General features: G+C 33.9%; 1 protein-coding gene. It reads left to right on the top strand.

Going from position 1 to position 563, the window contains the following annotated elements; translation table 11 throughout:
- The coding region (locus tag DN393_RS31185) for an aromatic amino acid transport family protein (protein WP_304521063.1) at positions 1–563 on the top strand (563 nt) is incomplete at both ends.

Raw genomic sequence — 563 nt, 5'->3', positions numbered from 1 at the left:
TATCATTGCTGATAATTACCATACTTGCATATCCTGTTATGTATTACTCACATAGGGCGCTTGCTAAAATGATATACGCTTCGAATTCTGCCGACGAGGGGATTACAGGAACAATAAGAGAGTATTTCGGTAATAAAGCAAGTATCATTTTTAACATCGTATATTTCGTCTCAATTTATACGATCGTGCTGATGTATTCGGTTGCACTTACAAATACTGCAAGTAGTTTTATTGTGCATCAATTACACATGCCAGAGCCTCCAAGGGCCATTTTATCACTTGTATTAGTACTCGGTCTTATCACTATACTGAATTTTGGTCAAGATATTACTGTAAAGATAATGAGTATGTTAGTATATCCTTTCATTGCTTCTCTACTTTTTATTGCAATATCTTTAATTCCACAATGGAATACTTCAATGCTAAGTTTTTCAAGTGTTTCTACTGCTTCAACTGGAACAGGATATTTTGGAATGATTTGGATGATACTACCAATTATAGTATTCTCGTTTAATCATTCTCCTATGATTTCGTCATTTGTTATGAAACAGAGAGCTACGTAT

It is taken from the genome of Bacillus sp. BPN334, assembly GCF_008368885.1.
Taxonomy (GTDB): Bacteria; Bacillota; Bacilli; order Bacillales; family Bacillaceae_G; genus Bacillus_A; species Bacillus_A wiedmannii.
The sequence above is the reverse complement of the archived record's forward strand: the minus strand, read 5'-3'. Positions and strand labels throughout refer to the sequence as shown.